The sequence below is a fragment of the Streptomyces cyaneus genome (assembly GCF_004028635.1).
Lineage (GTDB): Bacteria > Actinomycetota > Actinomycetes > Streptomycetales > Streptomycetaceae > Streptomyces > Streptomyces cyaneus.
The window spans coordinates 383,510-410,357 of sequence record NZ_RQJW01000005.1 but is presented as its reverse complement, the minus strand read 5'-3'; the positions used below and the strand labels follow the sequence as shown (position 1 = coordinate 410,357).

Sequence of the window (26,848 nt, the reverse complement as noted above, 5' to 3'; positions counted from 1 at the left end):
CGCGCGGTGCCGTGCTCGGGGCGATCACTGCCGCGCCGCCACCCGACCTCGTCAGAGCACGGCCACGGGCGCCACGGGAGTTCCCGTACCGCCGACGAAGGGCTCGGGCATCGCCGACAGCAGGAACGTATAGCGGCCCACTTCTCCACAGGCTGTGGACAACTCTTCGAGATTCCAGTTCTGGCCCTGGAGCATCCCCATTTCCACCAGGTCGAGCGCGTGCACGGGCAGCCATAGATCCTCGACCTCGGGCGGAAAGATCTCAAATGTGAGGGTGTCGTTCGCCACGGCCGCCACATCGCGCGCGTGGAACCACTCCGGCGTACGGATCGACAGACCGGGCGAGGGATAGCCGTACCCGTGCTTGTCGCCGGCGAGGCAGACCTGGATCTGCCCCGTCCGTACGAGCACGATGTCGCCGGCACGCACGCGTGTGCCCGCGAGTTCCTCGGCCGCCTCCAGGTCCTCCGGTGTGACCGCGTGTCCGCCGTCCAGCCGGGTGACGCCACGCGCGCGTGCCACGTCCAGCAGCACGCCCCGCGAGACGATGTGCCGCGCCTTGTCGATGCCGCTGAACTCGGCGCCGCCGTGCGGGGTGATGGTGCCGGCGGGACGGCCGTTGTAGAGCCGGCCCGAGTGCGAGACATGAGTGAGCGCGTCCCAGTGGGTCGCGGCCTGCAGCCCCATGGTCACGGCGTCGTCGCTGCAGGCGACGGTCCCCGGGCCGAAGATCTCCTGGTTGATCTGCACCATGGCGTGCAGCGGGTTGACGCGGCCGGGGATCATGCCGGTCTGTATGCCGTCCTGTTGCAGGGGGAGGGCGAGGGGGATGCGACGGCCGGTGCGGACGCAGGCGGCCGCCTCGCGGACCACCTCGTCGGTGATCAGGTTGAGGGTGCCGATCTCGTCGTCCGCCCCCCAACGGCCCCAGTTGTTCACGCGCTTGGCGATCTCGTGGAACGCGTCCGGCAGTGACATGAGTCCTCCCCGGGGCTTGTCTCCGCGTATCTGACGGGTCGTAGAATCAAGTCGAATCTAACGGACCGTCAGAAACTGCGGGAAGGGGCCGGGGCATGGGGAACTTCTTGGCAGGCAAGGTCGTCGCCGTCACGGGCGCCGGGCGAGGCATCGGGCGGGCGGTGGCCTTGGCGGCCGCGGCCGAGGGGGCGCGGGTGGTCGTCAACGACTACGGGGTGTCCGTGGACGGGGTCTCGCCCACGAGTGAGGTCGCCGAAGGCGTGGTCAAGGAGATCGAGGCGGCGGGCGGGGAAGCGGTCGCCGTGGCCGACGACGTGTCCACGATGGCGGGTGGACAGCGGGTCGTGGATGCGGCGGTGTCGGCGTACGGCCGTATCGACGGGGTTGTGTGCGTCGCCGGGATTCTGCGGGAGCGGATGCTGTTCAACATGACCGAGGAGGAGTGGGACCCGGTCGTCGCCACGCATCTGAAGGGGACGTTCACGGTGTTCCGGGCCGCGTCGGCGGTGATGCGGAAGCAGGGGGCGGGGACCCTGATCGGATTCACCAGTGGGAATCATCAGGGGTCGGTTTCGCAGGCGAACTACAGCGCGGCGAAGGGTGGGGTCATCTCGCTGGTGCGGAGCGCTGCGCTGGGCTTGCACCGGTATGGGGTGACTGCCAATGCGGTGGCGCCGGTGGCTCGTACGCGGATGTCGGCCGGGGTTCCCACGGAGTTGGCGGAGATGGGGGAGCCGGAGGACGTTGCCGCGTTGGTGGTCTACCTGTTGTCGGATCCTGCTCGGGAGCACGGGGTTACGGGGCAGGTGTACACGGTCGCGGGGGCGAAGATCGCGGTGTGGGCTCAGCCGCGGGAGCTGCGCTCTGCCTATGCCGACGGTTCCTGGACGCCGGAGCGGATTGCGGAAGTGCTGCCGGGTTCGGTCGGGGTGGACCCGATGCCGATGCTGGAGCGGGTGGAGGCGATGAGGCGGGCCGCCGCTGAGGGTTCGCGGCCCAACGCCTAAGAGCTCGGGGGCGGGGGCTGGGTTGGCGGGTGCGGGTTGTTTGTGGCTGGTCGCGCAGTTCCCCGCGCCCCTGAAAGAAGGGGCGTTGCCCATGGCCGGAGATGGTGAGGAGACCTCTATGGACTTCGGGTTTGCGGCGGAGGACGAGGCGTTTCGTGTGGAGGCGCGCGCGTGGCTCAGTGAGCATGCGAAGGACGTTCAAGATCGCCGTAGTTGGGAACGCAGCCTGGGCAAAGCAGGGTGGATAGGACTCGGGTGGGCCGAGGCGGGCTACGGCAATCGGACCGCCACCCTCACTCAGCAGGTCGCTTGGGCCGAGGAATACGCCCGGTCGGGCGCGCCTGCTCGCTCGGGGCACATCGGCGAGAAGCTTCTGGCGCCCACCCTCATCGCGCACGGCACTCAGGAGCAGAAGGGGCGGTTTCTGCCGGCGATCGCGGCTGGGGACGAGCTCTGGTGTCAGGGGTACAGCGAACCCGGGGCGGGGTCGGATCTCGCGGGGGTGCGGACGAGAGCCGAGCTTGGTTCGGACGGCACGTATCGCATTACCGGGCAGAAGATCTGGACGTCGCTGGCGCATGAGGCCGACTGGTGTTTTGTGCTTGCCCGTACGGATCCGGAGTCGAGCCGTCATCGCGGGCTGACGTTCCTTCTCGTGCCGATGGATCAGCCGGGGCGTATTGAGGTGCGGCCCATTCGGCAGATGACGGGGACCAGTGACTTCAATGAAGTGTTCTTCGACGGGGCACGCGCGCGTGTGGAGCACGTGGTGGGGGGAGAGGGCGGTGGCTGGCGCGTTGCGATGAGTCTGCTCGGGTTCGAGCGGGGGGTTTCGACGCTCGCCCAGCAGGTCGGGTTCGCAGCCGAGTTGGGGCGGGTGGTGCGGGCGGCCGTCGAGTCGGGTGCGGTCGGGGATCCCGTTGTGCGGGAGCGGCTGGTGCGGCAGTGGGCCGAGCTACGGGTGATGCGGTGGAACGCGTTGCGCACGCTCGGGAGGGCCGGGGACGCGGGGGCGCCCAGTGTGGCCAAGTTGCTCTGGGGCGGCTGGCATCAGCGGCTCGGGGAGCTGGCGATGCAGGTGCGGGGAGCGGCCGCGGGGGCCGGGCCTGTGGAGTGGTCGCCCTCGGCGCCGTACGAACTCGACGAGGCGCAGCACCTGTTCCTGTTCTCCCGGGCCGACACCATCTACGGCGGGTCGGACCAGGTTCAGCGCACGATCATCGCCGAGCGGGTGCTCGGGCTGCCAAGAGAACCCAAGGGGGCTGTGTGATGCGCGGCGTGGTGTTCGACGGGAAGCGGGTCGAGGTCGCGTACGACCTTCAGGTGCGGGATCCGGGGCCGGGTGAGGTGCTGGTCGCGATCCAGGCGGCCGGGTTGTGCCACAGCGATCTGTCCGTGGTGGACGGGACCATACCTTTTCCGGTTCCTGTGGTGCTGGGCCATGAGGGGGCGGGCGTGGTCGAAGCGGTGGGTGTGGGGGTCACCCATGTGGTGCCAGGGGATCATGTGGCCCTGTCCACGCTCGCCAACTGCGGTACGTGCGCCGAGTGCGACCGGGGGCGGCCGACCATGTGCCGGCAGGCCATAGGGCGGCCTGGGCAGCCGTTCACCCGAAGTGGGCGGCCCGTCTTCCAGTTCGCGTCCAATTCGGCGTTCGCGGAGCTGACCGTGGTGAAGGCCGTGCAGGCGGTTCGGGTGCCGAAGGACATTCCCCTGCCGTTGGCCGCGCTCATCGGGTGCGGGGTGCTGACCGGGGTGGGCGCCGTGCTCAACCGGGCGAAGGTGGACCGCGGGGACAGTGTGGTCGTGATCGGTGCCGGTGGTATCGGTCTCAACGTCATTCAGGGCGCCCGGATCGCGGGTGCGCTGCGGATCGTCGCCGTGGACGCGAATCCGGCGAAGGAGGCGGTGGCACGGCAGTTCGGGGCGACCGACTTCCTGACGTCGGTGGAGGCGGTGCGCGAGCTGCTGCCCGCGGGGGCGGACCATGCCTTCGAGTGCGTGGGGCGCGTGGAGTTGATCCGGGCGGCCGTCGATCTGCTCGACCGGCATGGGCAGGCGATTCTGCTGGGGGTTCCGCCGGCCGGCGCCGAGGCCTCCTTCGTCGTGTCCTCCATGTACCTGGACAAGTCGATCCTGGGATGCCGGTACGGGTCGTCGAGGCCGCAGCGGGACATCGCGCTGTACGCCGAGTTGTATCGGGGCGGGCGGCTGCTGCTGGACGAGCTGGTGACGCAGACGTATCCGGTCGAGGAGTTCGACAGGGCGGCGGCGGACGCGGAGGCGGGGAAGGTGGCTCGGGCGGTGCTCACGTTCTGAGGGCTCCGGCGCCTGCGCCTGCGCGGAAGGTGCGCCGATAGCTGGTGGGTGTGACGCCGAGCGCCGCCTGTAGGTGCTGCCGCATCGACTGGGCGGTGCCGAAGCCGGCGTCCCGGGCGACCTGGTCGACGGACAGGTCGGTGGACTCCAGCAGGTGCCGGGCGCGTTCGACGCGCTGCTGGGTGAGCCACTGGCCGGGGCTGACGCCGACCTCCTCGCGGAAGCGGCGCGTGAAGGTCCGTACGGACATGGCTTCCTGCTCGGCCATGTCGCGCAACTGGATCGGCTCGTGGAGCCGGCCCAGGGCCCAGGCACGGGCCGTGGTCGTGGACGCCTGCTGGGGGTCGGGGACCGGTCGGTGGATGTACTGGGCCTGGCCGCCGTCCCGGTGGGGCGGTACGACCGTGCGGCGGGCCACCTCGTTGGCGATGGCCGTGCCGTGGTCGTGGCGGACCATGTGCAGGCACAGGTCGATCCCGGCCGCGACCCCGGCCGAGGTCAGTACGTCGCCGTCGTCGATGAACAGGACGTCCGGGTCGACCTCGATCTTCGGGAAGAGCTCCTGGAGGTGCTCGGCGTCGGCCCAGTGCGTGGTGGCGGGGCGGCCGTCCAGGTAGCCGGCGGCGGCGAGGACGTACACGCCGGTGCAGATGGAGGCGAGCCGGGTGCCGGGGCGGATGTGGGCGAGCGCGGCGGCCAGTTCCTCGGTGAGGACGCCCTGCTCGAAGACCGGGCCGAGTTCGTACGACGCCGGGACGATCACGGTGTCGGCGGTGGCGAGGGTCTCGGGGCCGTGCTCCACCTGGATGGCGAAGTCGGCGTCGGTCTGTACCGGGCCGGGTGGCCGGATCGAGCAGGTGACGACCTCGTACAGATGCCGTCCCTGGGCGTCCTTGGGGCGGCCGAAGATACGGTGCGGGATGCCCAGCTCGAAGGGGAGCAGGCCGTCGAGGGCGAGGACCACCACGCGGTGCGGGCGGAAGTCGCGGTCGTTGGTCCCCGCGCCCATGGTCTCGGCGCCTATGGTCCCCGTGCCTATGGTCTCCGCACCCATGGTCTCCGCGCCCATGGTCTTCGTCCCCTTGGTCTCCGCGCCCATGGTCTATGTCCCCTTGGTCTCCGTATCCACGGCCCGATCCTAGCGAATGCTGTCCTTCGGGCCACTCGTTTCGGACCGATCGCAGGCCCGAAGCTCTATGTCGTGACCCAGACAACCGAGGCAGCAGCCACCGCAGAGGGCATCCGTCCGAACAAGAGGTCCCGTCCGCCGCGGAGCCGCAAAATGTCACTGCACCGGGCGTGGTTCGTCGCCGCCGTGGCCTTCGTGACGATCATCGGTGCCGCAGCCTTCCGTTCCGTGCCTGGGTTGCTCATCGACCCGCTGCACCAGGAGTTCGGCTGGTCGCGCGGCACCATCAGTGCCGCTGTCTCGATCAACCTCGCGCTGTACGGGCTCACCGCCCCCTTCGCCGCCGCCCTGATGGACCGCTTCGGCATCCGGCGCGTGGTCGCGGTCGCGCTCACCATGATCGCGCTCGGCTCGGGCCTGACGGTGTGGATGACGGCGGCCTGGCAGCTGCTGCTGTGCTGGGGCCTGCTGGTGGGCCTCGGCACCGGTTCGATGGCGCTGGCCTTCGCCTCGACGGTCACCAACCGCTGGTTCACCGAGCGGCGTGGCCTGGTCACCGGCATCCTCACCGCTGCCTCGGCCTCCGGCCAGCTGATCTTCCTGCCCGTGCTGTCCTTGATGGTCGAGGCGGGCAAATGGCGCCCGGCGGCTGTCACGGTCGCCCTCGCGGCCCTCGCAGTCGTCCCCTTCGTCTGGCTGCTGCTGCGCGACCACCCGGCCGACCTGAACCTGAAGCCGTACGGCGCGAAGGAGTTCGTGCCCAAGCCGGCCCCCGTGCCGGGCGCCGCGCGCCGGGCACTGAAGGTGCTCTTCTCGGCGGCCCGCACCGGACCCTTCTGGCTGCTGGCGGGCACCTTCGCGATCTGCGGCGCTTCCACCAACGGCCTCATCCAGACCCACTTCGTGCCCGCCGCCCACGACGAGGGCATGCCCGTCCCGGCCGCCGCCTCGCTGCTCGCGGTCATCGGCGTGTTCGACGTCGTCGGCACGATCGCCTCCGGCTGGCTCACCGACCGTTTCGAGCCGCGCCGCCTGCTCGCGGTCTACTACGCCCTGCGCGGCATCTCACTGCTGTTCCTGCCGATGCTGCTCTACCCGACGGTCCACCCGCCGATGATCTTCTTCATCGTCTTCTACGGCCTCGACTGGGTCGCCACCGTCCCGCCCACCGTCGCCCTGTGCCGGGAGCAATACGGCGACGACAGCGCGATCGTCTTCGGCTGGGTCCTCGCCTCCCACCAGGTCGGCGCCGCGTTGGTGGCCTTCCTCGGCGGAGTCGTGCGGGACGTCTTCGGGACGTACGACATGGTCTGGTACGCGTCGGGGGCGCTGTGCGCGGCGGCGGCGCTGATGGCGCTGGTGATCCGGCGACGGACGGCATCTACTGCGATGGCGGCCTAGTTGAGGCACGCGTGGGGCGGGCCTGGAGCAGGCCTGGACGAGGTTCGGACGAGGTTCCGAGGACGCCTAGAGGAACCGCCCCTTGTGGAACAGCAGCGGCGCCTCGTCCCCGTCGCTCGCCCCCAGGGCTTCCACTCGGCCCACCACGATCAGATGGTCGCCCCCCGTGTGCACCGCGTGGATCGTGCAGTCGATCCACGCGAGCGTGCCCGCGAGGCGGGGTGAGCCGGATACCGGCGCCGCGTCGTACGTGACCCCCGCGAACTTGTCCGCGCCGCTCACCGCGAAGGCGCGGCACAGCTCGCCCTGACCGGCGCTCAGGACGTTCACGCAGAAGGCGCCCGCGCGGGCGATGCGCGGCCATGTCGTAGACGTACGGCCGACCATGAAGGCGACCAGGGGCGGGTCGAGGGAGAGGGAGGAGAAGGACTGGCAGGCGAACCCGGCCGGTGGGCCGCCGATTGTGGTTGCCGGTGCCGTGACAACGGCGACGCCCGTCGCGAAGTTCCCCAGCACCCGCCGGAACTCGGCCTGCCCGACCGGTGCCCGCTCGTCCTCGCCGACGCATCGCAGCTCAGGGCGCGGCAGCACTTCGACGGGCTCCCGTTGGGGGGCTGCCTTGACCGACCTGAGGTAGCGGACGGCGGCGGCCGCCATCCCTGCGTGTCCCATCACACCGACCATTGAAGCTGACGGTATGTCAGATTGGAAGGGGTGTGCGGGGCGCGGCACACGCGCGCGTACGCTGCGCATATGGGGTGGGAAGACAGTGCCGACGGCCCGGAGGGCGGCAGACCCGGCGATGTGCTCCGGCCGTTCGTCGACCTGAACGCCACGGCCGCGGTGTGCGCGGCCCAGCCTCCGGCGGTCGGCCTGATCTGGTGGATCGGAACCCAGCGGGGTGACGACTACGGCGGCAGCCCCTACGGCCTCTTCTTCGCACTCGCCCTCGCCTGCCTCCTCGTCGTCGCGCCGCTGGTGCTGCCGTTCGTCGGCCTCGCGCACGCGGTCGCCCACATCGTGCCGGCGGATTTCCTTGCCCGCCTCGCCGTTCGTCACGTACGCGGCCCTGCATGGGCCTGGCACCTGGTGTGCACGGTGGCGCTCGGCGCGGCCTGGGCGGCACTCGCCGCCCTGCTGTGGGGCTGGTCGTTCACGGTCGCGGCAGCCCTCCTCACCGCCCTCGGTGTGCTGCCCGTGCTCGGCCTCGCGTACCTCCGCACGCGCGCGCGGACAAGGGGGCGGCCGCAGGGTTTCTGGGCCGTGTGGCTCCCCTCGCTGTTCGCCTCCGTCACCCTGTTCCTGCTGGTCTTCGTCGGCGGAGTGCTGGCCACGGCCACGGGGCTGGTCGAGGAGTACGAGCCCCCGCACCTGTCCGCCGGGCAGCTCGCCGGGGTCTGGCGTGGTGCGGACGGAGCCGTTCTGCGGCTGGATCCGGGCGCCAAGGCCCAGGTGAGCAAGCTGCCCACCCAGTCCGAGTCCGGCGACTGGTACCAGGACCCGATCGACGTGTGCGACGGCACCGGCAGCTGGTCACCCGGTGAGCAGGGCGGTCGCGACGTCGTGCTCGTACGACTCGACGGCGGATGCGGGCGGGACACGTACTGGACGATCGGCGGCACGGAACGGGAGCCGGAGCTGTTCGTCCTGTTCGGCGACCCGGACGCGGGTGACCTGCGGATCCTGAACCGGACCTCCTGAACCGGACCTCCTGAACCGGACCTCCTGAACCGGACCTCCTGAACCGGACCTCCTGAACCGGACCTCCTGAACCGGACCTCCTGAGCGTCACCACCCCTTGTACTCGGCGCTCCTGCGCTCCACGAAGCTCGCCACCCCCTCCCGCGCATCCTCCGTCGTCATGTTGATCTCCTGCGCGGCCGCCTCCGCCGTGAAGGCCGTGGTGCGGTCGGCGTCGAGGGAGGCGTTGACGAGCTGCTTGGTGAGGGCGAGGGCGCGGGTCGGGCCGGCGGCGAGGCGTTCGGCCCATTCGCGGGCCGTCTTGTCCAGCTCACCGTCCGGCAGGACGCGGTTGACGAGGCCCAGCCGCTCCGCGTCCGCGGCGGTGAGCGCGTCGCCGAAGAACATCAGCTCCTTGGCACGCTGGGGGCCGATGAGGCGGGGGAGGAGATAGGCGCCGCCGCCGTCGGGGACGAGGCCGCGACGTACGAACACCTCGATGAACTTCGCCGATTCAGCGGCCAGTACGAGGTCGCAGGCGAACGCCAGATGCGCCCCGAGGCCGGCCGCGGTGCCGTTGACCGCCGCGATCACCGGCTTCTCGCAGTCCAGGACGGCGGCGATCAGGCGCTGGGCGCCGAGCCTGATCGTGCGGGCGACATCGCCGGCGACGCGCTCCGCGCCGGTCGTCGCGCCGGATGCCGTCCCTCGCAGGTCCGCGCCCGTGCAGAAACCACGGCCCGTGCCGGTCAGTACGACGGCCCGTACGCCGGGGTCCGCGGAGGCGTCGGCGAGCAGTTGGATGATGCGTTCGCGCTGGTCAGGGGTGATGGCGTTGAGGGCCTCGGGGCGGTTGAGGGTGATGCGGCAGACCCCGTTGTCAGTGGCGTGCTGTACCAATGAATCAGCGGAAATCAGCGGCTCGATTTCCGGCTCGGTCTGCGGCTCGACGGACTTTGCGACGGACTTTTCGGGGGAGGAAGTCATGGGGGTACTCCGCGTCTTACGACGGCTGTTCAGGGGTCGGCCGACAGATGGCCAAGGCGTCCAGCGCCACGGCCCCCTGCCCCTGCGGCAGCACCATCAGCGGGTTGATGTCGAGCTCCGCGAGGTCGTCCTCCAGTTCCAGGGCCATGCGCTGCACCCGCAGGACGACTTCCACGAGCGCGTCGAGGTCCGCCGGGGGGCGCCCCCTGACCCCGTCGAGCAGGGCCCGCCCGCGCAGTTCGGCGAGCATGTCCCGCGCCTGCTCCTCACCGAAGGGCGGCACGCGTACGGCGGTGTCGCCCAGTACCTCCACGAGCACTCCGCCGAGTCCGACCGTCACGGTCGGGCCGAACAGCTCGTCGTGCGCGGCACCCACCACCATCTCGACACCCCGCTCGACCATCTGGCAGACCAGTACGCCGTCCAGGGAGACGTCCTCGTAGCGGGCGATGTCCGTCAACTCCCGGTAGGCGTCCCGGACCTGGCTGGCGGAAGTGAGCCCGATCTTGACCAGGCCGAGTTCGGTCTTGTGGGCGATCTGCGCGCCGGAGGCCTTCATCACCACGGGGTAGCCCACCAGGCTCGCGGCCCGTACGGCGGCCGCCGCGCTGGTCACCAACTGCTCGCGCGGGACACGGATTCCGTACGCCCGCAGCAACTGCTTCGCCGCGTGCTCGCTCAACTGCTGGCCCGGGCGCATCAGCGCCTGTGCCTTGCGGAAGGACGGCGAGGGGGTGCGCGGGGCCTCGTCGAACGGGGAGCGGTAGCCGGTGACGAAGCGATGGTGGTCGAGGTAGGCGCGGACGGCGGTGATGCAGTTCGCCACCGTGCGGAAGGTGGCCACGCGCGAGGAGCCGAGCAGCACCTCGCGGTACGCCGGCTCGGTGCCGACCGGCGACCCCCACACCACGCACACCAGCTTCTCCGTCCGCTCGGCCGCGTCCACCAGGTCCTGGACGAGCCGGTCGCTGAGCGGCGGGAAGGGGCCGGTGACGGGGCAGATCAGTACCCCGACCTCGGGGTCGTCGAGGATGGCGTCGATGATCTTCCGCCCGCGCCAGTCCCCTACCGGATGGCCGCCGTTGTCGACCGGGTTGGCCACGCTCAGGTACTCGGGTATCCACTGGTGCAGCTCGGCCTGCTTGGCCTGAGACAGAACCGGCAGCCGCAGCCCCGCCTCGGTCGCCAGGTCGGCGAAGTGCGCGCCCGTGCCGCCCGAGATCGAATAGACGACGACGCCCTCGGCGCGGGGCGGGCGCGCGCGGGCCAACAGGGCTGCGGTGTCCTGGAGTTCGTCCAGGCCGTCGACCCGGATCACCCCGTACTGCCGCATCGCCGCGTCCACCACCGTGTCCGCGCCGGTCAGCTTGCCGGTGTGTGAGGCGGCCGTGCGGGCGCCGGTCTCGGTGCGGCCCACCTTGACGGCGACGACCGGCACCTTGCGGCGGGCGGCCCGGTCGGCGGCGAGCAGGAAGGACCGGCCGTCCTTGAGGCCCTCGACGTAGCAGGCGATGGCTCCGACCTCGGGCCGCTCGGCGAAGTAGGAGATGAAGTCGGCGGTCTCCAGGTCGGCCTCGTTGCCGGTGGGCGCCCAGTGGGTCAGGCGGATGCCGAGTTCCTGGAGGGCGAAGACGGGGCGGCCCTGGTGGCCGGACTGGGTGATCAGGGCGATCGCGGGACCGTCCAGGTCGTCGCGGAACCGCTCGAAGGCGTTGAGGTTGGTGTTGGGGCCCAGCAGCCGCATCCCCGACCGCTCGACGGCGGCGGTGAGCCGGTCCTGCGCGGCGGCGCCGTCGTCACCGGTCTCCGCGAACCCGGAGGCGAAGGCGACGGCGAACTTCACCTTGGCCTGGGCCAGTTCCTCGATCACCGGAAGGGGGTCGGCGACCAGCAATACGGCGAGATCGACCTGTTCGGGCAGGTCGGCGACGGAGGGAGAGCAGGGGATGCCGAAGACGGACGGGCGGTTCGGGTGCACGGGATGGAGCCGGGCGCCGACCCGCTCGGACCAGGCGATCAGCTGGCGGGTGACACCGGTGTTCGGCCGGCCCTCGGCGTCCGAGGCGCCGATCACCGCGACCGACTCCGGCCGGAAGAAGCGGTCCAGATCGGGCACGTCGCAGTACAGCGGACGGCCGCTGACGTCGAGATCGTCGACCTCGGCCGGACGGCCGTGGACGGCGGGCCCGGGCTGTTCGCCGCAGGCGATGACCCGGGCCCGGCGGGAGTCGGTGGTGAGGGTGCCGTGGGTTGATCCAAGCATCGGTCCGCCCGCTCCTGTGTGACAGCGATTAACTGACGCAGTGTCAGATTAAAGGAACTGACGCTTCGTCAGGAATGGCTGTGCACGCAAAGTTGGGCGAGCCGACGCGGGATCCTGCGCGGCGACCTCGCGCAAGACGCCGCTCAGAGCGCCTCCAGCACATCCTTCGCCACCCGCTCCCCCGACCGCACCGCCCCGTCCATGAAGCCCATCCAGTAGGTGGAGGTCTCCGTCCCGGCCCAGTGGATGCCGCCGACGGGCGCGCGCAGGGCGGGGCCGTACTGGGTCAGGACACCGGGTGCGGCGATGGAGACGGGGCCGCCGCGGGTGAAGGCCTCGTTGTTCCAGCGTTGCAGGACGAAGGAGGTGGGGGAGGCCGCTTTCTCGCCGAAGTACGTGACGTAGTCCTTCAGTACGGCCGCCCGGACCTCCGCCTCACTCGCGGCGTCCAGCTTGCGGGCCTCGTCGGCCTCGATGAAGCCCATCAGGGCGCCGTAGGAGGCGTCGGGAGGGGAGTTGTCGAAGGTGGAGCTGACCACGCCGGTGTCGCTGACGACCTGGCCGTTGAGGCCGTCGGCGCGCCAGAAGGGGGTGTCGTAGATCGCGATCGCCTTGCCGACCGAGGCCATCGGCAGGCGCTGGGTGAGCTGGTCGCGGGCGGCCGGCAGGAGGGGGTCGTACGAGATACGGGCGGCGATCGGCGGGGGTACGGCGACGACGACCCGCTTGGCCGTGACGGTGATGCCGTCGGCGGTCACGACGTAACTGCTGCCGGACCGGGTGATCGTGCGCACCGGGGCGCGCAGCACCACCCGGTCGCCGAGCGTGGCGGCGAGTTTGATCGGCACCAGCTGGGAGCCGCCGACGAAGCGCAGTTCCTGGGCGCCGTTCGCGGTCTCGGTGAGGCGTTCCAGGGTGCCGGGGTTGGCGGCGTTGCCCGCGGCGGCGATGTAGAAGAGGACGAACAGGAAGGAGAGTTCACGGGGCTCGGCCGAGAAGATCGACGTGCAGGCCACGTCGAAGAGGAACTTGGCCGACGGGATCACGGCGTTGGCGCGCAGCCAGGTCTCGAAGGTCTGCCGGTCCCATTCGTCGGCCTTCGCGGCGGTCCAGGGCGCGTCGACCGGGATCTGCTTGGCCAGGTCGTCCAGTGTGGCCTGCACGATCGCGGCGTTGGCGAGTCCGGCCGCGTCGATAGGCGGGACCGAGCCGAGGATGCCGTCGGTGGCGTAGGGGGTCTTCTTGCCGTCCTTGTAGAGGAGGTTGTTGCCGGTGTTGTAGGTGGCGAAGGTCGCCACGCCGAGCGAGTCGGCGAGGGCTTTGATGCGGTCCTGGGTGGGGCCGATGAACTCGCCGCCGCCCTCGGTGACTCCACCGCCCGCGAGGTTCAGGCCCACCACCCGGCCACCCACGCGGTCGCGGGCCTCCAGGACGACGACCGACTTGCCGGCGGCGACCAGGTCGCGGGCCGCGGTGAGGCCGGCCAGGCCGGCGCCGACGATGGCGACGTCCGCCGCGCGGGTGGCTGCCGAGGCGGGGCCGGCGGTGGTCGCGGTGAGCGTCGCGGCGCCGGCTGCGGCGGCCGCGCCGCCGAGGAGCGAGCGCCGGGACATCCGGGGGAGCGGGGGGAGTTGGGGGAGCTGTCTTTCGCGTGCCACGTGCGTCCTCCGTCGTAGCAAGAGGGGGTGGAGCCGGAAAGTTGAACAGGGCTCACATTCTGGCTCCGCACGGGGGCGCGGTACAGCTCTCGCGCAACTTCTGACCCAGAAGTAACGAGCGGCGTGCGCAGGAGAGTTGAGGAGGACTGTGCAGAGAGCCGAGGATGGCTACGTCACGGTGCCCGCCGTCGGCGGCGATGGCCTCGTGATCCTCGACGCCGTGGGCTCAGCTCCGCTTCGGGCCGGTGATCGTCTCGCCGATCACGAATCCCTTGGCGGGGCCTTCAGGGATGGTGACGTCGGTGCCGTAGGCGACGCGGTGGACTCCAACCCAGTCGGCCTTGTCGGGCTCAGGTTCGGTGAGAACGGTGACGGTGCCGTGGCTGTCGTAGTCGTCGATGAGGACGTGGACGGGGCAGTCCTGGCACCCCGACGCCCTGCTCGCGTCGTCCGACTGGCTCCAGCGCAAGGCGTCCGCCGCTTCGAACGCTGACGCCCTCGAGCTCCTCGCCGAGCGCGGTCGCACCAAGCGGATTCGCAACAGCGCCAGGACCAGCCTCAAGAACCAGTGATTGCTGTGGTGGTTTCGATGTCTGCGGCCCCGCTCGGCTCTGTGGTGGCGTGGTCGGGGCGGGTTCGCGGCAGCAGCCGTACGGCCAGTAAGGCCAGGGCGGCGACGAGCAGGGCGCTGATGGCGCTGATGGTGTTCAGGCCGTGGGTGAAGGCGGCGCGTGCGGGATCGAGCAAGAGGTCGTGCAGCCGGCTGGGGAGGCCGTCCGCCATGGCCGTCGCGTCGGACAGGCTGTCGCGAGCGGACTCGGCCTTCCGCGCCGGGACCTCGCTGGGGAAGGTTCCGGTCATCCGATCGCGGTAGACGGCGGTGCCCACTGTGCCGAGGACCGCGACGCCCAGGGCGACGCCGAACTCCGTGCTCGTCTCGGACATCGCGGCGGCCGAGCCCGCCTTCTCGGGCGGGGCCGCCCCGACGATCAGGTCGGTGCCCAGCACGAACATGGGGCTGATGCCCAGGTAGACGATGACGAAGCCGGTCACGAGGACGGGCAGCCCCGAGACGCTGTCGACCTGGGTGAGTACCAGGTAGCCGACCGCCGAAATCGCCAGCGAGGCCCCGATGATGTGCGCGGCGGGCACCTTGCGGGCAAGCGCCGGAGTAAGGGCGGACGCCAGGATGAGCGCACCGGCGGCGGGCAGCAGCCATAGCCCCGCCTTGAGTGGCGAGAGTCCCTCGACCAGTTGTGTGTACTGGGTGATGAACAGGTAGACCCCGCCCAGGGCGGCGATGCTGAGCAGCTGGATTCCCAGGGCGGCGCTGAACGAACGGTTCCTGAACAGCGTGACGTCGACCAGGGGACTGGCCAGCCCGGACTGCCGGTGTACGAACAGCACTCCGAGTACCAGCCCCCCGGTCAGGGTGGCCACGGGCAGCACCGCGAGGCCGCCCTTGGCCAGCTCCTTGATGCCGTAGATGACCGGTAGGACGGCGGCGAGGGACAGCACGACGCTGGTCAGGTCCAGCCGACCGGCCTGGGTGTCGCGGTATTCGGGAAGCAGCACCGGGGCGGTCACCAGCAGAAGGACCATCACCGGCACACCCAGCAGGAAGACCGACCCCCACCAGAACGCCTGGAGCAGCAGCCCGCCCAGCACGGGCCCCAGCGCCACACCGGCCGAGAAACAGGTCACCCAGACAGCGATGGCCGTGCCGCGCTGCCGCGGGTCACGGAACATGTTGGTGATCAGCGCGAGGGTGGACGGCATCAGGGTCGCCCCGGCCATCCCCAGTAGCGCGCGAGCCGCGATCAGCATCTGGGGGCTGGTGGAGTACGCGGCGAGCACCGAAGCGACGCCGAACGCGGCCGCCCCGATCATCAGGAGCTTCCTGCGGCCGATCCGGTCGCCCAGCGTGCCCATGGTGACCAGGAAGCCGGCGATCATAAAGCCGTAGATGTCGGCGATCCAGAGCAGTTCGCTGCCGCCTGGTCGGAGGGCCACGCTCAGGTGCGGGACGGCCAGGTACAGCACGGTGGCGTCCATGGCGAGCAGCAGGGTGGGGAGCGCGAGCACGGCCAGCCCGAGCCATTCTCGGGGCCCGGCCGGCTGTCGGGGGAGGGGCATGTGGGGCGATTCCGTTGACATGCCGCGTAAGCTAAACCCTCACGACGATGTCAGAGTCAACTCGCTTTTCCGGGGAGCTTGTCATCACATGCGTATCGGGGCGTTGTCGCAGCGGACCGGAGTCAGCGAACGGGCACTGCGGTACTACGAGGAGCAGGGGCTGCTGAGTCCGCTGCGACGGCCGAGCGGGTACCGCGAGTACACCGACGAGCATGTCCACACGGTGCGGAGCATCCGCACGCTGCTCGCCGCCGGGCTGGGCACCGCGACCATCGCCGACGTACTTCCCTGCATGGTCGAGGAGGGCGGGCAACTCGCGGCCGCCTGCCCCGACCTGCTGGTGGACCTGGCCAGGGAGCGGGATCGGATCACCGCCGCCATGAACGAACTGCGCGCCGCACGCGAGATGTTGGACGCGATCATCGCCGCGCCCGTCCCTGCGGAGGCGGCCCGGGCGCTGGACTGCGAGGAGGCAGTCGGCACTGAGTTCGGCGCATCGCCGGTCCCGTCGCGCTGAGTCGCCGGCCCCTCGGTCACGGCAGACGCGAAACCCGTCCGTCGCCGCTGCGGGCAATGGACTTCGCGATCTTCTGCGCGTCGATCGCCATCTCCCGGAGGTTGCCGCTGATCGGGTTGGTGAAGCCGGTGAAGTACAGGCCGGGGGTGGTGGGCGGGGTGCGGGCGCCCTGAACGACCGGCTTGCCGCGGGCGTCGAGCACGCCGAGGTGGCCGACGAGGTCCTCCAGGGCGCGGACGTACCCGGTGGCCGCGATGACGGTGTCCGGCGAGAGGCGGCTGCCGTCGGTGAGGATGACTTTCCCCTCCTCGAAACCGTCGACGGCGGCCACGATCTCGACCCGGCCCTTGCGTACGGCGTTGATTAGGCCGACGTCGAGGACGGGAATCGACCCTTCCTTGACTCGACTGTAGAGGCCGGTGTCGGGGCGGGGCAGTCCGTGGTCCGACAGATCCGGCACGCTGAGCTTGGCCACGGGCCTCGCGAGCCGGTCGACGAGGCCGACCGGCAGTCGTCGTACGAGGATGCTCGTGAACTGGGCGGCCCACCCGGCGGTGGAGCGCCGCACGATGTGCGGAACCGTCCGCACCGCCAGCCGCACCCGCGCCGCCCCGCCCTCCACCAGGTCCACGGCGATCTCGGCACCGGTGTTGCCGACGCCGACGACCAGGACGTCGCGGCCGGCGTAGGGGGTGGGGTTGCGGTACTCGCCTGCGTGGAGGAACTCGCCGGTGTAGCCGGCTCGGCCGGGCCAGTCCGGGACGCGCGGGGTGTGGTTGTGGCCCGTGGCCACGACGACCGCGGCGCCGGTCAGTTCACGTCCGCCGGTGGCGTGCAGCAGCCAGCCGGAGCCGTCCGGCGAGGGCTCGACGCGGGAGACCTCGACGCCGGTGACGATCTCCAGGTCGTGGTGCTCGGCGTACTTCTCCAGGTAGCGCACCACGTCGTCCCGGGACACCCAGCGCCCGAAGCGGCGCGGCATCGGCAGCCCCGGCAGGCCCGACAGCCGTCGGGTGGTGTGCAGATGGAGCCGGTCGTAGTGGCGCCGCCAGGAGGCGCCGACCCGGTCCGACTTCTCCAGCACGACGGCACGCAGCCCCTGGGCGCGCAGCGCGTACGCGACGGAGAGCCCGCCGGGGCCGCCGCCTATGACGTAGACGGGGCGGTCCGTGGGGGGCGGGTCCGTGGGGGTCGGGGACGCTGTGGAGTCGGCCATGTTCGGGAGCGTAATCACGCAGCCGATTGATGGGTCTCGGTCAAGACCGGAATTGGTTGCGGATCGATCACGGCTGTAGGGGGAGTGGGTGGGGTCTGTGGCGTAGATCTCCTGGTTGTGGGCGTGGAGCCACTGGTGTGGGGGTGGATTTCTTGGCGTGGGGGCGGGGTGAGGGGGCATGGGACGGGCGGCGTACTCCGACGGGATGTCGGTGTACGCCGCCCTGGGGTGGATCTCGGGTGGATCTCGGGTGGGTGCTCAGGTGGGTGCTCGTGTGGGTGCTCGGGTGGGACCGGTTGCGGGAGGTGGCCCGCGTTGTCATCGCGGTTACTTCGGGTCGTCGTTGAACTTGGAGGTCGACCAGAAGTAGCCGAGCACCGCGAGGCCCAGGCACCAGGCGACGGCGAGCCATCCGTTGTGCCCGATCTCGGTGCCGAGGAGCAGGCCGCGCAGGGTCTCGATGGCGGGCGTGAACGGCTGGTACTCGGCGATCGGCTGGAACCAGCCCGGCATCGCGTCGACCGGGACGAAGGTGCTGGAGATGAGCGGCAGGAAGATCAGGGGCATGGCGTTGTTGCTCGCGGCCTCGGCGTTGGGGCTGATCAGGCCCATGCCGACGGCGATCCAGGTGAGCGCCATGGCGAAGAGCACGAGCAGGCCGAATGCCGCGAGCCACTCCAGGACGGTGGCGTCGGTGGAGCGGAAGCCGATGGCCACGCCGACGGCGCCGACGAGGACCACGCTGACGATCGACTGCAGCACGCTGCCGACGACATGCCCGACGAGCACCGAACCGCGGTGGATCGCCATCGTCCGGAAGCGGGCGATGATGCCCTCGCTCATGTCGTTGGAGACGGAGACCGCCGTCCCGATCGTGGTGCTGCCGATGGTCATCAGCAGCAGACCCGGCACGAGATAGGCGACGTACTCCGAGCGGTCGGCGCCACCGCCGCCGATGCCCGCGCTCATGGTGTCGCCGAAGATGTAGACGAAGAGCAGCAGCAGCATGATCGGCGTGAGCAGCAGGTTCAGGGTGAGGGACGGGTAGCGCCGGGCGTGCAGGAGGTTGCGGCGCAGCATCGTGGCGGAGTCGCGTACGGCGAGGGAGAGCCGGGACGGGCGGGCGGGAAGCTGGACAGTGCTCATCGGGCGGACTCCTTGGGCTGGTTGGGGATGTCGGCGCCGCCGCCGGTCAGGGCGAAGAAGACGTCGTCGAGGTCGGGGGTGTGCACGGTCAGCTCGTCCGCCTCGATGCCGGCCGAGTCCAGCCGGTCGAGGAGGGAGCGCAGCTCGCGTTGGCTGCCGCCGCTGGGGAGTTGGAGGGTGAGGGACTCGTCGTCCCGCGTGACCTCGCGCAGGGCGGAGGCGGCGGACTGGTAGGCGGCCGGGTCGGTGAAGCGGAGGCGGACGTGGCCGCCAGGGACGATCCGCTTCAGCTCCTCGGCGGTGCCCTCGGCGGCGATCCTGCCGTCGTTGAGCACGGCGATGCGGTCGGCGAGTTCGTCGGCCTCCTCCAGGTACTGCGTGGTGAGGAAGACGGTGACGCCGTCGGAGACCAGCTCCCTGATGATCTGCCACATGTTGTGCCGGGAGCGCGGGTCGAGTCCGGTGGTCGGCTCGTCGAGGAAGATGATCCGCGGGTTGCCGACCAGGGTCATGGCGATGTCGAGGCGGCGCTTCATGCCGCCGGAGTAGGTGGAGGCGGGCTTCTTCGCCGCCTCCACCAGGTCGAAGCGTTCCAGCAGTTCGGCGGTGACCTGCCGGCCCTCGCTCTTGGAGAGGTGGTGCAGGTCCGCCATGAGGAGCATGTTCTCCTCGCCGGTGATCAGACCGTCGACGGCGGAGAACTGCCCGGTGACACCGATCGTGGCGCGCACCGCCTGGGGGTCGGCGGCCAGGTTGTGGCCGCCGATGTGGATGTCGCCGGTGCCGGGGTCGGCGGAGATGAGGGTGGAGAGGATCTTGACGGCGGTGGTCTTGCCGGCGCCGTTCGGGCCGAGCAGGGAGAAGATCGTTCCTTCGGGGACGGTCAGGTCGACACCGTCGAGGACGGTCTTGTCGCCGTAGGACTTGCGCAGCCCGTTCGCCGCGATGGCCAAGTCGGTCATGAGGGGGTGCTCCTTTTGCAGGCTGCGGGTTTTTACAGGCTCCGGGCGGTGATGTCGCCGTGCGAGGTGGTCGCGCGGATGTTCAGGCCGGCGGCGGCGCCGTCGGTGTTCTTGAGCGTGTTGTTGATCCGGCCGTAGCCGGTGCCGGCGTCCAGGGAGGCGGACACTCCCTGGGCGGCGCCGATGGTCACGTCGCCCATCTGGGTGGTCAGCACGACCGTGCCGTCCACCGCCTCGGCGATGTGGATGGCGCCCTGCTGGGTGCTGATCTCCGCGGGGCCGCCCAGGCGGCCGACCGAGACATCACCGGTGGCGGTGAGGCGAACGCTCGCGGCCTCGTCGATCCTGACCGCGCCGTGCGCGCCCTCGAAGTCGACGTCGCCGAGGCGTCCGACGACGCGGAGTTCAGCAGCGGCCGCCTTCGCCTCGACGCGGGAGCCGGCCGGCAGCTGGACCGTGACCTCTACGGATCCGAATGAGCCGAGGATCCGGTTCTTCGCCGCCGGGGCCTCGATCCGCAGGACGCCGTCGCCGTAGGCGACCTCGATCTGCTCCGCCGCCTTCATGTCGCGGCTCTTGGAGGCGTCCGCGGGCAGGATCTCGACCGTGGTGTCGGCTCGGTCGGCCGCGATGAACCGGATGCGTCCGGCGGGGATGTCGAGGACGGCGGAGACGGGGGCGGGGGTGTCGAACTTCTGCATCGTGCTCTCCTGTGTTCGGTGTTGTTTCCGACGAAGGAAAAGCTACGTTGCGTTCATCGATGCGGCAACATAGTCGTTGCGCTTTATTGGCATCGATGCAGGTGAAGGCCTAGAAATCGTTGCAACGGCTCTAGATTTAACGCAACGTCAGCCGTCTATCCGTTGCAATGAATGGAGAGTGAACGCTATTCTGGAGGCGTCAAGGAAGCACGAAGGGAGACCGCGGTGCCGGGAGGCAGGCTCACTCAGCAGGAACGCCAGCAGATCGCGCTGGGGCTGGCCGACGGCCTCGCCTACGCGGAGATCGCCAGGCGACTGGACCGCCCGACCTCGACCATCACGCGCGAGGTGATGCGCAACGGCGGGCCCACCGCCTACCGCGCCGACCTGGCCCACCGCGCCACCGAACACCGCGCCCACCGCCGCAGGCAGTCCGCGCCCCGAGGGTCGCAGGCGCCCGAGCAGGCCCACGGGCGCGACGCCGAGGCCGTACGCGAGTACGAGGAGGCGTGGACCACCCTCCTCATGCAGCAGGGCCTGCCCAAGATGATGTCCCGGGTGCTGACCTGCCTCTACACCACCGACGCGGGCAGCCTCACCGCGTCCGAACTCGTCAAGCGCCTCCAGGTCAGCCCGGCGTCCATCTCCAAGTCGGTCACGTTCCTCGAAGGCCAGGGCCTCATCCGCCGGGAACGCGACGAAGGCCGCCGCGAGCGCTACGTCGTCGACGACGACGTCTGGTACCAGGGGATGATCGCCAGCGCACGCTCCACCGCCCAGCTCGCCGAGACCGCACGGCAGGGCGTCAGCGTCCTCGGCCCCGACACCCCGGCCGCCACCCGCCTCGAGAACATCGCCCGCTTCGTCGACTTCGTCGCCGAGAGCATGACCCGCGCCGCGGAGCAGGCCCGCGACGTCCTCTATACGAAACCCGGAACGACCTCGGGCGGCACTGCCGAGCCGAGTCCGGATCGCTGACAGGAAAGGCACGACGCCGAGCCCTGACATTGGTCGGGCCCGGCGTCGTGCGGGCGGTGGCCGGAGTTATGACGGGAAACCGGCACCGCGTCTTGAGGGACTACTCGGCCCCATGGGACTACTTGGTCCGCTTGCCCTTGTAGCCGCTGATCTTGGCGATCCACTTGATGAAGTCGCCCGGGTCCGAGTTGGCGCCGTGGCCCTCGTCCCAGTAGTAGAGGTGGCTGACCTCGTCGCCCAGGCCGTTCGCGGCGGCGGCGAGGTTGGCGGAGACCGTGTGCGAGGTGTCGGAGTCGTTGGTGCCGAGGCGGATCCACCAGTGCTTGGTGCGCTGCGGGTTGGCCTTCTCGACGAGGAAGTACATCGGGTTCATCAGCCGCAGCAGCTCGGGGATGTCGCTCGCCACGCGCTTGCTGCTCAGGCCGGTCGTGTCGTGCTTGGCGCTGTAGGCCGTGAAGTGGCGCGTCTGGGTGGTGCCCTTGCCGAACAGGTTGTTCTCGCCCGTCGACAGGTCGAAGGCGTCGAAGGCGGGGGTGGTCTTCTTGCGGGCGCCCACGTGGGTGAGGAAGTCGGCCCAGGAGAACGTCGCCTTGCCGCCGGCCCAGGTGATGAAGGTGTTCGAGGCCAGATACGACGCACGGTCCGCGTCCGACAGGGCCGCGAGGTACTTGGTCGCCGACGGCTCCACGTACTGCTTGACCAGGTACTCGTCGTAGTTGCGCGCGGTGAGCGCGCCGAAACCGCCCAGGCCCTTCAGCCTCAGGGACGCCTGGTACTCGGCGAACTGTGACTGCAGCTGCTTCGACACCGTCTGGTCGACCTTCGAGCCGGAACTCGTGGCGTTGGAGCCCCAGTTCCATTCGTAGGCGCCGTCGGCGTGCTCCAGATCGGTGATCGGGCACCAGGCGCCGGTGGCGTAGATGGCGTCGCTCGCCTCGGCCGCGCCGATCTCCTTGAGGTACCTGTCGTAGAGCGGGCTGTCGCCGGACGCGCCGAGCAGGGAGGACAGGGCGCCGCCGGCGCTGGTGCCGGAGGAGACGATGCGGTTGACGTCGCCGGGTATGCGGCCCCTGTTGAACCGCACGTACCGGACGGCGGCCTTGAGGTCGACGATCGCGGCGGGGGCGACGCCGTAGTACTCGCCGGCGGAGTTCTTGAGCGTACGGCCGCGGGCGCCGGGTTCGACGACGACGTAGCCGGCCGCGAGCGCCAGCTGCGGGAGGCTGACCATCTTGCCCTGGCCGTTCACCATGCCGTTGCCGCCGGAGGCGACCTCACCCGAGCCGGTGGATGCCGACCCACTGGACGCCGAGGCGCTGGGAGAGGCCGAGGCGTTCGGGGTGCCGCCGCCCGCGCCACCCCCCGGCATCCCGGTCATCCCGCCCCCGCCCACGCCGGTCGCGTCCGCAACGGACGACGGCATGTACCCGCCGACCGAGTTGGCGAAGAGGATCGGGGCGTCGGTGGCGTCCACGGCCGTTCCGTCGATCTTGACGGGGACGCTGACGTTCAGGCTCTGGTACGCCTCGTCGACCGGCTTGGTGACGTACGTGATCGCCTTGTAGAAGCGGTACTCCACCTCGTGGTCGGTGCCGTCGGCGTCGGTGATGGTCGTCGTCAGGGTCGAGTACGCCTCCTTGTCGAAGACCAGGGCGTCCGACGACGAGGACGACGGGGACGACGGGGACGACGACGATCCCGAGCCGCTCGTGCCGCTCGACGCCTGCGCGGTCAGGGCGATGCCCCCGACCGCCGCGACTCCGGCGGTCGCACCGATCCCCATGACGACGCTCCTGCGCTTGACTGCCCTGTGCTTCACGTCCAGCTCCCTCGGCTCCCTCGGCGTTATCGGCTTGCGTCTGCGAACCTAGCGGGAGTGCGGACAAGATTGCCAACAATTCTGTTGAACTCATCGCGGGTGCACAGGCGATTGTCAGGCTCCTCTTATCTGACGTACCGTCAGATCCATGGACGCGATCTGGCTCACAGGTGCGGAATGGCTGGCCGTGCTCCGCATAGGCCTCGGGCTGTGGTGGCTGGAGAGCTGGCGGCACAAGGACAAGAAGAGCTGGTTCGAGGGGTCCGGGATCGCATGGGCGGCGGACGTGGCGGGCAAGCACCGCTGGAACGCCGTACGCTCCGGCTTCGAGCTCGTCGTCACGCCACGGCCGCGGACCATGGCGTACGTCGTCCTGTACGCGGAACTGGCCCTCGGGCTCGGGCTGATCCTCGGGTTCCTGACCCCGATCGCCCTCGTCGGCGGGCTGCTGCTCAACGGCCTCTACTTCGCCCTGATGATCCACGACTGGGCCGAGCAGGGGCAGAACTCGATGATGGCGCTGATCTCGCTGGTCGCGCTGTTCGGGATGTCATGGCAGTCGTGGTCGTTGGACAGCGCGCTGGGGCTTTTCTGATGGGCGGCTCGCGCGCCGATGGTCCAGGCTCAGTCGGTTCGCCCTCCGGCAGCCCGCCCCCCGCCGGCCCTCACCCCGCCGGTCCGCGCCACGACCTCCCGGAAGCCGACGCCTTCACGCGCGCGTACTGGGACGCGGCGGCCGAAGGGCGGCTGTTGGTCCGCCGCTGCCGGGCCTGCGGACGTGCCCACCACTACCCCCGCGAGTTCTGCCCGCACTGCTGGAGCGAGGACGTGACGTGGGAGCCCTCGAGCGGTCGGGCCACCCTCTACACCTGGTCCGTCGTCCACCGCAACGACCTGCCGCCCTTCGGGGAGCGGACGCCGTATGTCGCCGCGGTCGTCGACCTCGCCGAGGGGCCGCGGATGATGACCGAGGTCGTGGAGTGCGCGGACGCCTCGCGGCTGCGGGCCGGCGCGGAGCTGGAGGTCGCATTCCGGGACGGGATGCCGGTGTTCCGGACTCGAGAGTGACCGACGCGGGCTTCAATGGCCCCATGCCCCATGCCGATATACGACCTTCCGAACACCCCTTCCCCCGCCACTCCTTCCCCGACCACTCCGTCCCCGCTCACCCCATCCCCGACCTGCACGGCCACGGCCTCCGCCTGCGTCCCTGGGACGCGGACTCCGACGTCGACCTCGACGCATGGTTCCGGGGGCGCACCGACCCGGAGTTCCGGCGCTGGAACACCCCGCTGAAGCTCACTACGGACCTCGACAGCGCCCGGGAATCGCTGCGCAATACGGCACGGAAAACGGCGGAGGGCACGGCGGCGACCTACTGCGTCACCGACGCGGCGACCGGCGCACCTCTCGGACAAGTCGGCGTCAACGTCATCGACCGGGTCATGAGCTGCGCCCGCGTCGGCTACTGGGTCCTGCCCGAGGCCCGCGGGCGCCGAGTCGCCACCCACGCCCTCGCCCTCACCGCCCGCTGGGCCCTCGCCGGGCCGGGCATGGGCCTGGGCCTGCACCGCCTCGAACTCGGCCACGCCGTCGGCCACGACGCCTCCTGTCATGTCGCCGAGCGGTGCGGTTTCCGGCACGAGGGGACCCTGCGGGATGCGATGTGGGAGGCGGGGCGGTACGACGCGTACCGGGACGTGCATCTGCACGCGCGGCTCGCGACCGATCCGGACGTCAGCCCTCAGGCCACGAGGCACGTCAACCCGTAGACCACGAATCGCGTGAACCCGGCGCCCCTCAACCCCCGCCTGGGAGTGGGGTCTTGTGTCGGCTTCGTGTCCACGGCGGAAAAGGGTGCACAAGCGCCGCCCGGGCGCGGGATCATGAGGTATGCGCCCGGACGACTGGTACTGCACCCAGGACCTCACCGGTTTCCTCTCCCACGCCGGTGGCTTCCTGCGCTCACGCCCCGATCTGCACACCGTCGCCCTGACGGTGACCGAGACGCTGCGCAGGAGCGGGTTGCGTGCCTACGGCGACGAGGCACCCGTCTTCGGCGTGCTGGAGCTGGGCGGGCAGGTGCGCGCCGCCTACTTCCGCACCCCGCCCTTCCGGCTGAACGTCACCCCCCTCAGCCCCGACGAGGCCGAGTCCCTCGCCGCCCACCTGGTCGCCCTCGGCCAGTCGGTCCCCGGCGTCATCGCCGCCCAGGAGACCGCCGAGGCCTTCGCCGCCGCGTGGCGTCGACAGGCGGGCGCCCGGGGCACCGTCAGCCAGCGCCAACGCCTGTACCGGCTCGGCAACTTGACCGCCCCGCACCCCCTCCCGGCGGGCCGGGCGCGAGTGGCCGGCAAGGAGGACCGGGAGCAACTGGTGCGCTGGTACGGCGAGTTCGTCGATGCCGTCGGCGACCACGCCGCCCGCGACGCCGCCGCCTGGGCCGACTCGCGGATCTCCTACGGCGGTGTCACCCTCTGGGAGGGCGAGGACGGCACCCCCCTGTCCATGGCCGGCGTGACCCCGGTGGTCGCCGGCCAGGTCCGGGTCGCCCCCGTCTACACCCCGGCCCACCTGCGCGGACGCGGCTACGCGGGCGCGGTCACCGCACAGGTCAGCCGGTCAGTGCTCGCCTCCGGAGTGCGTGAGGTGCTGCTCTTCACGGACCTGGCCAACCAGACCAGCAACAGCCTCTACCAGCGCATCGGGTACCGGGCGGTGGCCGACTTCACGGCGTACGACTTCCGGGGGAACCGCACCTACTGAGAGGCGTCAGGTCCTCAGGGTCGACGGGTTCGCAGGGGCGACAGGCCCTCAGGGCCAGAGCAGCTCAGTGGCCCAACCATCCTCCGTACGCCGGTAGTTGAGCCGAATGTGCCGTCGTCGGGCATCCCCCTGGAAGAACTCCACCGCCTGCGGGCGCAGGTGGTACAGCGTCCAGGTGGGCACCGGAGCGTCGGGCTCGCGCTGGGCCCGCTCCCAGGCCGCTTCCGACCTTCGTGCCAACTCCTCCAGTGAGCCCAGGACTTGGCTCTGGCGGCCGGTCAGGGCCGCCGCCAGGGCTCCGGTCGAGCGGGCGTGCAGGTCGGACTGGGACTCGGCGGACGGGGCGGCCGTCACCGGGCCCCTCAGTCGCACCTGGCGGCCCTGCGCGGGCCAGTAGAAGCCCAGGGCCGCGTGCGGGCGGGCGGCGAGCTGACGTCCCTTGCGGCTGTCGGCATGCGTCGCGAAGGACCAGCCGGACGCGTCGGCGCCGTGCAGCATCACCGTCCGTACGTCCGGCAGGCCCTCCTCGTCCGTCGTGGCGAGGGACATCGTGTGCGGCTCCACCTGCCCCGCCGCGACCGCCTCCGCGAACCAGGCCGTGAAGAGGGCGAGTGGTTCTGCGGGTGCCGTGGCCGGGTCGAAGGCGGGCAGGTCGACGTCCCACACCCGAAGCGACCTCAGCAGCTCATGAAGATCCGTTCCCATTCCCCGATTGTCGCGTGCGGCACGGGCTCACACCTGCCCGAGGTCGGACGACACCCAGCGTTCGGGCCGCATGTGGATGACGACCTGCTCGCCGTGGTCCTTCCAGGCGAAGTCGACATAGCCGTCGACCTTCTCGGCCGGGAGGTAGCGGGCGGAGATCTCACGGAGCTGTTCGAGGGTGGCGGGGGTCGTCCTGACGATCGGCCCCTCGACCGACGCGTACCGGATCGTGGGGTCGAGCCGGTCGACCATCAGCGAGAACCGGCCCGCCGCCTGGATCAGCTGGTTCTTACGGCTGTCCAGCCCGGTCATGATCCAGATGTCGCCGCCGGGCTCGTACTGGTACCAGATCGGCACGGTCAGCGGAGCACGCCCCGCGCCCGCGTCGACCGCCAGCGCGGCGATGTGGGGCTCGGCCAGGAACTGTTCACGCTCTTCACGGGTCAGGGCCATGCCTGTTTCCTCCGGATTTGCTCTCGA

26 protein-coding genes are annotated in these 26,848 nt (G+C 70.5%); 11 read left to right on the top strand and 15 right to left on the bottom strand.

What is annotated here, in order from left to right; all coding sequences use genetic code 11:
* Positions 1–51: 51 nt before the first annotated feature.
* Complete coding sequence (locus EHO50_RS20435; RefSeq protein ID WP_128431791.1) at positions 52–978, bottom strand: cyclase family protein; 927 nt, start codon at positions 976–978, stop codon at positions 52–54.
* Between the two features lie 95 nt (positions 979–1,073).
* On the opposite strand from EHO50_RS20435, the gene EHO50_RS20430 reads away from it, so the two are divergent.
* The 3 genes from EHO50_RS20430 to EHO50_RS20420 all read left to right on the top strand — a co-directional run bounded on the left by EHO50_RS20430 (position 1,074) and on the right by EHO50_RS20420 (position 4,304).
* Positions 1,074–1,985, top strand: coding sequence for an SDR family oxidoreductase (locus EHO50_RS20430; protein WP_128431789.1), 912 nt, complete (start codon positions 1,074–1,076; stop codon positions 1,983–1,985).
* 118 nt (positions 1,986–2,103) lie between these two features.
* Positions 2,104–3,255 carry an acyl-CoA dehydrogenase family protein gene (locus tag EHO50_RS20425; protein WP_128431787.1) on the top strand — a complete coding sequence of 384 codons (1,152 nt, stop codon included), beginning with the start codon at positions 2,104–2,106 and terminating at the stop codon, positions 3,253–3,255.
* Entirely contained in the window at positions 3,255–4,304 is a 1,050-nt protein-coding gene (locus EHO50_RS20420; RefSeq protein WP_128431785.1) for an alcohol dehydrogenase catalytic domain-containing protein, read from the top strand. Before EHO50_RS20425 ends, EHO50_RS20420 begins: the two co-directional genes overlap by 1 nt.
* On the opposite strand, the gene EHO50_RS20415 is transcribed toward EHO50_RS20420, so the two are convergent.
* Positions 4,294–5,313, bottom strand: a complete 1,020-nt coding sequence (locus EHO50_RS20415; protein ID WP_128432526.1) for a GlxA family transcriptional regulator — start codon at positions 5,311–5,313, stop codon at positions 4,294–4,296. The genes EHO50_RS20420 and EHO50_RS20415 overlap by 11 nt on opposite strands.
* 192 nt (positions 5,314–5,505) lie before the next feature.
* On the opposite strand from EHO50_RS20415, the gene EHO50_RS20410 reads away from it, so the two are divergent.
* Positions 5,506–6,834, top strand: a complete 1,329-nt coding sequence (locus EHO50_RS20410; RefSeq protein ID WP_128431783.1) for an MFS transporter — start codon at positions 5,506–5,508, stop codon at positions 6,832–6,834.
* A gap of 66 nt (positions 6,835–6,900) precedes the next feature.
* On the opposite strand, the gene EHO50_RS20405 is transcribed toward EHO50_RS20410, so the two are convergent.
* Positions 6,901–7,506 carry a flavin reductase family protein gene (locus tag EHO50_RS20405; RefSeq protein ID WP_246101265.1) on the bottom strand — a complete coding sequence of 202 codons (606 nt, stop codon included), beginning with the start codon at positions 7,504–7,506 and terminating at the stop codon, positions 6,901–6,903.
* An 81-nt stretch (positions 7,507–7,587) separates the two neighbouring features.
* Here EHO50_RS20405 and EHO50_RS20400 point away from each other — a divergent pair, with 81 nt between their 5' ends.
* Positions 7,588–8,535 (top strand): hypothetical protein, encoded by a 948-nt coding sequence (locus tag EHO50_RS20400; RefSeq protein ID WP_246101263.1) that lies wholly within the window; start codon positions 7,588–7,590, stop codon positions 8,533–8,535.
* Positions 8,536–8,622: 87 nt separating this feature from the next.
* Here the strand turns inward: EHO50_RS20400 and EHO50_RS20395 are convergent, their stop codons facing one another.
* The 5 genes from EHO50_RS20395 to EHO50_RS20375 form a co-directional block, all read right to left on the bottom strand.
* Entirely contained in the window at positions 8,623–9,501 is an 879-nt protein-coding gene (locus EHO50_RS20395; protein WP_246101261.1) for an enoyl-CoA hydratase/isomerase family protein, read from the bottom strand.
* A 16-nt stretch (positions 9,502–9,517) separates the two neighbouring features.
* A complete protein-coding gene (locus EHO50_RS20390) occupies positions 9,518–11,764 on the bottom strand; it encodes an acetate--CoA ligase family protein (RefSeq protein WP_128431780.1) in 2,247 nt (748 codons plus the stop codon).
* A 143-nt stretch (positions 11,765–11,907) separates the two neighbouring features.
* Complete coding sequence (locus tag EHO50_RS20385) at positions 11,908–13,422, bottom strand: flavin monoamine oxidase family protein (RefSeq protein ID WP_425472231.1); 1,515 nt, start codon at positions 13,420–13,422, stop codon at positions 11,908–11,910.
* Positions 13,423–13,648: 226 nt separating this feature from the next.
* Positions 13,649–13,891: a hypothetical protein gene (locus EHO50_RS20380; RefSeq protein WP_342786961.1), complete on the bottom strand. Its 243-nt coding sequence runs from the start codon at positions 13,889–13,891 to the stop codon at positions 13,649–13,651.
* 89 nt (positions 13,892–13,980) lie between these two features.
* The gene (locus EHO50_RS20375) at positions 13,981–15,579 is read right to left on the bottom strand and encodes an MFS transporter (protein WP_128431777.1); all 1,599 of its coding nucleotides are present in this window, start codon (positions 15,577–15,579) and stop codon (positions 13,981–13,983) included.
* A gap of 67 nt (positions 15,580–15,646) precedes the next feature.
* Here EHO50_RS20375 and EHO50_RS20370 point away from each other — a divergent pair, with 67 nt between their 5' ends.
* The gene (locus EHO50_RS20370) at positions 15,647–16,075 is read left to right on the top strand and encodes a MerR family transcriptional regulator (protein WP_128431774.1); all 429 of its coding nucleotides are present in this window, start codon (positions 15,647–15,649) and stop codon (positions 16,073–16,075) included.
* Positions 16,076–16,091: 16 nt separating this feature from the next.
* Here the strand turns inward: EHO50_RS20370 and EHO50_RS20365 are convergent, their stop codons facing one another.
* The 4 genes from EHO50_RS20365 to EHO50_RS20350 form a co-directional block, all read right to left on the bottom strand.
* Entirely contained in the window at positions 16,092–17,291 is a 1,200-nt protein-coding gene (locus EHO50_RS20365; protein WP_128431771.1) for a flavin-containing monooxygenase, read from the bottom strand.
* Between the two features lie 327 nt (positions 17,292–17,618).
* A complete protein-coding gene (locus EHO50_RS20360; protein WP_128431768.1) occupies positions 17,619–18,437 on the bottom strand; it encodes an ABC transporter permease in 819 nt (272 codons plus the stop codon).
* Positions 18,434–19,399: an ATP-binding cassette domain-containing protein gene (locus EHO50_RS20355; RefSeq protein WP_128431765.1), complete on the bottom strand. Its 966-nt coding sequence runs from the start codon at positions 19,397–19,399 to the stop codon at positions 18,434–18,436. The genes EHO50_RS20360 and EHO50_RS20355 overlap by 4 nt, the downstream gene beginning before the upstream one ends.
* A 32-nt stretch (positions 19,400–19,431) precedes the next feature.
* Positions 19,432–20,100 carry a DUF4097 family beta strand repeat-containing protein gene (locus EHO50_RS20350; protein WP_128431762.1) on the bottom strand — a complete coding sequence of 223 codons (669 nt, stop codon included), beginning with the start codon at positions 20,098–20,100 and terminating at the stop codon, positions 19,432–19,434.
* 225 nt (positions 20,101–20,325) lie between these two features.
* Here EHO50_RS20350 and EHO50_RS20345 point away from each other — a divergent pair, with 225 nt between their 5' ends.
* A complete protein-coding gene (locus EHO50_RS20345) occupies positions 20,326–21,078 on the top strand; it encodes a GbsR/MarR family transcriptional regulator (RefSeq protein WP_128431759.1) in 753 nt (250 codons plus the stop codon).
* A 118-nt stretch (positions 21,079–21,196) separates the two neighbouring features.
* On the opposite strand, the gene EHO50_RS20340 is transcribed toward EHO50_RS20345, so the two are convergent.
* Complete coding sequence (locus tag EHO50_RS20340; RefSeq protein ID WP_128432514.1) at positions 21,197–22,861, bottom strand: subtype B tannase; 1,665 nt, start codon at positions 22,859–22,861, stop codon at positions 21,197–21,199.
* Positions 22,862–23,045: 184 nt separating this feature from the next.
* Here EHO50_RS20340 and EHO50_RS20335 point away from each other — a divergent pair, with 184 nt between their 5' ends.
* The 4 genes from EHO50_RS20335 to EHO50_RS20320 all read left to right on the top strand — a co-directional run bounded on the left by EHO50_RS20335 (position 23,046) and on the right by EHO50_RS20320 (position 25,663).
* A complete protein-coding gene (locus EHO50_RS20335) occupies positions 23,046–23,492 on the top strand; it encodes a DoxX family protein (protein WP_128431756.1) in 447 nt (148 codons plus the stop codon).
* Positions 23,492–23,965, top strand: coding sequence for a Zn-ribbon domain-containing OB-fold protein (locus EHO50_RS20330; protein WP_128431754.1), 474 nt, complete (start codon positions 23,492–23,494; stop codon positions 23,963–23,965). Before EHO50_RS20335 ends, EHO50_RS20330 begins: the two co-directional genes overlap by 1 nt.
* A gap of 23 nt (positions 23,966–23,988) precedes the next feature.
* A complete protein-coding gene (locus tag EHO50_RS20325; RefSeq protein ID WP_128431751.1) occupies positions 23,989–24,669 on the top strand; it encodes a GNAT family N-acetyltransferase in 681 nt (226 codons plus the stop codon).
* A gap of 121 nt (positions 24,670–24,790) precedes the next feature.
* Positions 24,791–25,663 (top strand): GNAT family N-acetyltransferase, encoded by an 873-nt coding sequence (locus tag EHO50_RS20320; RefSeq protein WP_128431748.1) that lies wholly within the window; start codon positions 24,791–24,793, stop codon positions 25,661–25,663.
* 48 nt (positions 25,664–25,711) lie between these two features.
* Here EHO50_RS20320 and EHO50_RS20315 read toward each other — a convergent pair whose 3' ends face one another.
* Positions 25,712–26,368, bottom strand: a complete 657-nt coding sequence (locus EHO50_RS20315; protein WP_128431745.1) for a pyridoxine/pyridoxamine 5'-phosphate oxidase — start codon at positions 26,366–26,368, stop codon at positions 25,712–25,714.
* A gap of 27 nt (positions 26,369–26,395) precedes the next feature.
* Positions 26,396–26,821, bottom strand: a complete 426-nt coding sequence (locus tag EHO50_RS20310; protein ID WP_128431743.1) for a pyridoxamine 5'-phosphate oxidase family protein — start codon at positions 26,819–26,821, stop codon at positions 26,396–26,398.
* Between the last annotated feature and the right edge of the window lie 27 nt (positions 26,822–26,848).

Bases quoted from the DNA above. Each gene is read 5' to 3' on its own strand.
- EHO50_RS20360 (WP_128431768.1), bottom strand. From the start codon at position 18,437: ATGAGCACTGTCCAGCTTCCCGCCCGCCCGTCCCGGCTCTCCCTCGCC.
- EHO50_RS20430 (WP_128431789.1), top strand. From the start codon at position 1,074: ATGGGGAACTTCTTGGCAGGCAAGGTCGTCGCCGTCACGGGCGCCGGG.
- EHO50_RS20425 (WP_128431787.1), top strand. From the start codon at position 2,104: ATGGACTTCGGGTTTGCGGCGGAGGACGAGGCGTTTCGTGTGGAGGCG.
- EHO50_RS20325 (WP_128431751.1), top strand. From the start codon at position 23,989: ATGCCCCATGCCGATATACGACCTTCCGAACACCCCTTCCCCCGCCAC.
- EHO50_RS20390 (WP_128431780.1), bottom strand. From the start codon at position 11,764: ATGCTTGGATCAACCCACGGCACCCTCACCACCGACTCCCGCCGGGCC.
- EHO50_RS20335 (WP_128431756.1), top strand. From the start codon at position 23,046: ATGGACGCGATCTGGCTCACAGGTGCGGAATGGCTGGCCGTGCTCCGC.
- EHO50_RS20395 (WP_246101261.1), bottom strand. From the start codon at position 9,501: ATGACTTCCTCCCCCGAAAAGTCCGTCGCAAAGTCCGTCGAGCCGCAG.
- EHO50_RS20355 (WP_128431765.1), bottom strand. From the start codon at position 19,399: ATGACCGACTTGGCCATCGCGGCGAACGGGCTGCGCAAGTCCTACGGC.
- EHO50_RS20330 (WP_128431754.1), top strand. From the start codon at position 23,492: ATGGGCGGCTCGCGCGCCGATGGTCCAGGCTCAGTCGGTTCGCCCTCC.
- EHO50_RS20375 (WP_128431777.1), bottom strand. From the start codon at position 15,579: ATGTCAACGGAATCGCCCCACATGCCCCTCCCCCGACAGCCGGCCGGG.
- EHO50_RS20315 (WP_128431745.1), bottom strand. From the start codon at position 26,368: ATGGGAACGGATCTTCATGAGCTGCTGAGGTCGCTTCGGGTGTGGGAC.
- EHO50_RS20400 (WP_246101263.1), top strand. From the start codon at position 7,588: ATGGGGTGGGAAGACAGTGCCGACGGCCCGGAGGGCGGCAGACCCGGC.
- EHO50_RS20415 (WP_128432526.1), bottom strand. From the start codon at position 5,313: ATGGGCGCGGGGACCAACGACCGCGACTTCCGCCCGCACCGCGTGGTG.
- EHO50_RS20310 (WP_128431743.1), bottom strand. From the start codon at position 26,821: ATGGCCCTGACCCGTGAAGAGCGTGAACAGTTCCTGGCCGAGCCCCAC.
- EHO50_RS20350 (WP_128431762.1), bottom strand. From the start codon at position 20,100: ATGCAGAAGTTCGACACCCCCGCCCCCGTCTCCGCCGTCCTCGACATC.
- EHO50_RS20370 (WP_128431774.1), top strand. From the start codon at position 15,647: ATGCGTATCGGGGCGTTGTCGCAGCGGACCGGAGTCAGCGAACGGGCA.
- EHO50_RS20405 (WP_246101265.1), bottom strand. From the start codon at position 7,506: ATGGGACACGCAGGGATGGCGGCCGCCGCCGTCCGCTACCTCAGGTCG.
- EHO50_RS20365 (WP_128431771.1), bottom strand. From the start codon at position 17,291: ATGGCCGACTCCACAGCGTCCCCGACCCCCACGGACCCGCCCCCCACG.
- EHO50_RS20435 (WP_128431791.1), bottom strand. From the start codon at position 978: ATGTCACTGCCGGACGCGTTCCACGAGATCGCCAAGCGCGTGAACAAC.
- EHO50_RS20340 (WP_128432514.1), bottom strand. From the start codon at position 22,861: ATGGGGATCGGTGCGACCGCCGGAGTCGCGGCGGTCGGGGGCATCGCC.
- EHO50_RS20420 (WP_128431785.1), top strand. From the start codon at position 3,255: ATGCGCGGCGTGGTGTTCGACGGGAAGCGGGTCGAGGTCGCGTACGAC.
- EHO50_RS20320 (WP_128431748.1), top strand. From the start codon at position 24,791: ATGCGCCCGGACGACTGGTACTGCACCCAGGACCTCACCGGTTTCCTC.